This is a genomic window from Cyanobium sp. LEGE 06143, from assembly GCF_015207535.1.
GTDB lineage: Bacteria > Cyanobacteriota > Cyanobacteriia > PCC-6307 > Cyanobiaceae > NIES-981.
The window spans coordinates 1-3,220 of record NZ_JADEWP010000231.1 but is presented as its reverse complement, the minus strand read 5'-3'; the positions used below and the strand labels follow the sequence as shown (position 1 = coordinate 3,220).

At 64.1% G+C, this 3,220-nt stretch carries 4 protein-coding genes; 1 reads left to right on the top strand and 3 read right to left on the bottom strand.

Annotated elements, in window-relative coordinates:
• On the top strand, positions 1-979 hold a 979-nt coding region (dctP, locus tag IQ216_RS12790; protein ID WP_193815777.1), incomplete at its 5' end, for a TRAP transporter substrate-binding protein DctP.
• 405 nt (positions 980-1,384) lie between these two features.
• On the opposite strand, the gene IQ216_RS12785 is transcribed toward dctP, so the two are convergent.
• From IQ216_RS12785 to psaM, 3 genes are all read right to left on the bottom strand, one after another.
• Complete coding sequence (locus tag IQ216_RS12785) at positions 1,385-2,422, bottom strand: protochlorophyllide reductase (RefSeq protein WP_193815776.1); 1,038 nt, start codon at positions 2,420-2,422, stop codon at positions 1,385-1,387.
• A gap of 39 nt (positions 2,423-2,461) precedes the next feature.
• The gene (locus IQ216_RS12780) at positions 2,462-3,028 is read right to left on the bottom strand and encodes a hypothetical protein (RefSeq protein WP_228007495.1); all 567 of its coding nucleotides are present in this window, start codon (positions 3,026-3,028) and stop codon (positions 2,462-2,464) included.
• A 64-nt stretch (positions 3,029-3,092) separates the two neighbouring features.
• Positions 3,093-3,197 (bottom strand): photosystem I reaction center subunit XII, encoded by a 105-nt coding sequence (gene psaM, locus IQ216_RS12775; RefSeq protein ID WP_186696626.1) that lies wholly within the window; start codon positions 3,195-3,197, stop codon positions 3,093-3,095.
• Between the last annotated feature and the right edge of the window lie 23 nt (positions 3,198-3,220).

Below are 3,220 nucleotides of genomic sequence, written 5' to 3'. Positions count from 1 at the left end.
GTCACCCGGCGACCAAAGCAGCCAGCAATCCATCTCGGAGAAATATCCGATTACCTGGCGTTTTGCCCTGGAGGAAATCGAGGGGAGCGTGCAGCATCAGTACGCGGAGACGTTCCGGGCTCACATTGAGGAACTTTCCGACGGCCGCATTGAAGTGGATGTTTTTCCCTATGGTTCTCTGGGAACATCCACCCAGCTCACCGAGCTGGCCCGCAATGGCTCGGTGAACCTGGCCTTTGCCTCACCCGGCCACCTGGCCGACACGGTTCCGGAATCTGGCATTTTCAACCTGCACTTTCTTATGCCCGAGCAACCGGAAGCCGCGCGGCAGTTGCTGGAAGATCCGGAGTTGATCTCACAGTTCCAGCAGCCCTACCAGCAAACCGGCCTGCAATTACTGGGCTTTATTTCGGAAGGCTGGATGACCTGGACCGCCAATCAGCCCCTGCGCTCGCCAGACGACTTCCAGGGCCTGCGCATCCGTACGATGACGTCAAACATGGCTGCCGAGGCTTATCGGGCCTATGGTGCGGAACCGGTACAGACGCCCTACTCACAAGTCTACAGCGACCTTCATCTACGCAAGATCGACGGCCAGACCAACCCGGTGTTTGCCATTGAGGAAATGGACTTCCACGAGGTGCAGACCACCCTCACCATGGCACAGGCGTCCTATTTTGTCGCCTCGATGGTGTCTAATCAGCAGTGGTACAACAACCTGCCCGAACAGGAACGCACCTGGCTGAACGAGGCGGTGCGGGATCTGGCGGAGTTCGCCTGGGACAGCCAGGAAGCCCTTAATCAGCAGCGACTGGAGCGCATGGTGGAAACCGGCGGAATTCAGGTAATCCTGCTTAACCAGGAGGAGCGGGAACGATTCCGGCAAGCCAGCCTGCCGGTACGGGACAAATACCTTGAACAGACCGGTGAAACCGGCCGGGCCCTGCTGGAATTTGTGGACGAATGGACGCAGCCCTAGGCTGCGTCTGTCACCCGCTTTGATACCATCCGAACGCCTTCCCGGGCACAGACATCGGCCGCCCTTGCGGTCAGGTCCGAGATAAACCGGCTCTGCTCCCTGGGCTCCAATGGGTAGGCCTTGAGGCGATAGCGCATGGCGTCGTCAGTGGCGGAAACGGTCACAATCACCGGCTGATAGGTTTTGGTCAATGGGCAGGTAAACACCACGTCCCGARACAGCTGCTGGGCGCCCGCCCCGGCTCTGCCGTGGTGGAGCGGGGCGGCCTGCGGGCGCGCCGGTTGAGCCGCAATGTGTGGAAGCTCAGCCGCCTGGAGTCGCCCGCCGCCAGCTTCAACGACGGTTTCCGGCGACGCCTCTGACCACAAGCCCTCTGACCACAACCCCTCTGACGGCAACCCCGTCTCAGGCGCTGACGGAGGCGGCGCTGCCCTCAGGCAACGGGTCTGGCTCTGAGCTCGGGGCCTCTGGATCGAGGGCCACCAGCTTCAGGGAGTACTCCCAGGTCTTGCGGGCGATGTCGGGGTTGCTGGCCTTGTCGGAGAGTTCCTGGCTGAACTGCTTGCCGCCGCTCTTCTGCCGGTTCCCCCAGCTCCAGTGGACGCCCGATAGGGCGAAGTCGGGATCGGCCACCACCTGAGCCACCCGTTCCCCGGCCAGGGCCTGGGTGACGTAGCCACCGGTGATCTTTTTCTGGAACCAGGGGAAGATCTTCTGAAACAGCCTGGGCGTGTTGCGGAACAGCGGCGTGTCGGCGACGCAGCCTGGATAGAGAGAGCTGAACACGATGCCGGTGTCGGCATGGAGACGGCGATGCAGCTCCTGGGTGGTGATCATGTTGCAGAGCTTGCTGTCCTTGTAGGCCTTGCCAGGCTTGAAGGCCTTGCCGCTGGCCATGGCGATCGGGCTCTTGAAGCCGGCGGCGAAGCCTGAGAGGTCGCCCAGGTCGGCGGGAGCGGGGATCGGAATCTTGCCGCCCAGCTCCTTGGAATTGGCCGTCACGGTGCCCAGAATCACCACCCGCCGGGAGGGATGGCTGGAGCGCTGCAGTTCGCTCAGCAGCAGCTGAATCAGCAGAAAGTGGCCCAGATGGTTGGTGGCCATCGAGAGTTCGTAGCCCTGGGGAGAGCGCTCCGGTTGCTTCAGCCGCGGCTTGTACACCGCCGCGTTGATCACCAGGGCGTCGAGGGGCAGGCCCAGGGAAGACACCAGCGTCTCGACGCCGGCGCGCACGCTGTCGAGATCGCCGAGGTCAATGCGCAGATGGTGGAGGCGGTCGGAGGGCAGTCCCAGCGACTCGGCCGCCGCCGCTGCCCGGATCGGGTCTCGGTTGGCGGTCACCACCGTCCAGCCCCGATCGAGCAGAGCTTTGGCGGCATTGAGACCGACTCCCGAGGTGGTGCCGGTGATCAGGACCGTTCCTGGGGTCTGGGCAGCAGCCATGGAAGGGGAGAGGAACTGGCGCCCAACCTAAGGACAGGGTCAGGGTTTGCTCGGGCCCGATCCGGCCTGCTCAACAGAAGGAAACGGGGCCTGCTTCCACACCACCCGCAGGCGATCGGGGGCGATCCACTGGCTCTGTTCGCGCAGCAGGCGCTGCTCCCCTTCAGTGGTGAACAGCTGGTCAAAGCGCTCGCGGGCCTTGGTGAGCTTGGCCTTCTCGATCTGCAGCACGGCCGAGAGCTCTCCCTGGCGCTCCATGCGTTCCTGGTAGGCCATGGCCAGCCTCACCAGGCTCACCCCGGCCACGATGGCCAGGGCCGCCTTGATGGTGAGCCCCACCACGCTGCAGACCAGCTCGCGCCGCTCCAGCGACAGGGTGCTGGCGGCAGAGAGGGCGAGGGCGGAACCGGCAGGCGCCGCCTGGGAGACAGGGGTCAGGGCTGCTGGGTCAGAGAGGGTTGGGTCAGTGAGCGTTGGGTCGGAGCCAGACGGTTTTTGGGCCGGGGAGCCTGGGGTCGCTCGCTGTCGCAGGGCAATCTGCTGGCGGGGTGCACTGACGGGCCCGCTCAGGCGTGGGACTGCTGGGGGCCGCAGCGGGGGTGCCAAGGCAGAAGCCTCAAGGAGTGCTTCATGCTTCTAACGGGTTCAGGCCCCCTTGCCAAGGGTTGGTTCAGGCCTTGTAGAGGCTGAAGCAGAGCCGCACGGCCAGAACTCCGGCGTGGGCCGCCACCACCAGGGCGATCAGAATCTCGGCTTGATTGAGAGCGGAGACCATGGCAGTAGGGGCAATCAGATGAC

What these genes read in the sequence shown, in the direction of transcription:
- psaM (WP_186696626.1), bottom strand. Translation starts at nt 3,197, where the DNA reads ATGGTCTCCGCTCTCAATCAAGCCGAGATTCTGATCGCCCTGGTGGTG.
- IQ216_RS12785 (WP_193815776.1), bottom strand. Translation starts at nt 2,422, where the DNA reads ATGGCTGCTGCCCAGACCCCAGGAACGGTCCTGATCACCGGCACCACC.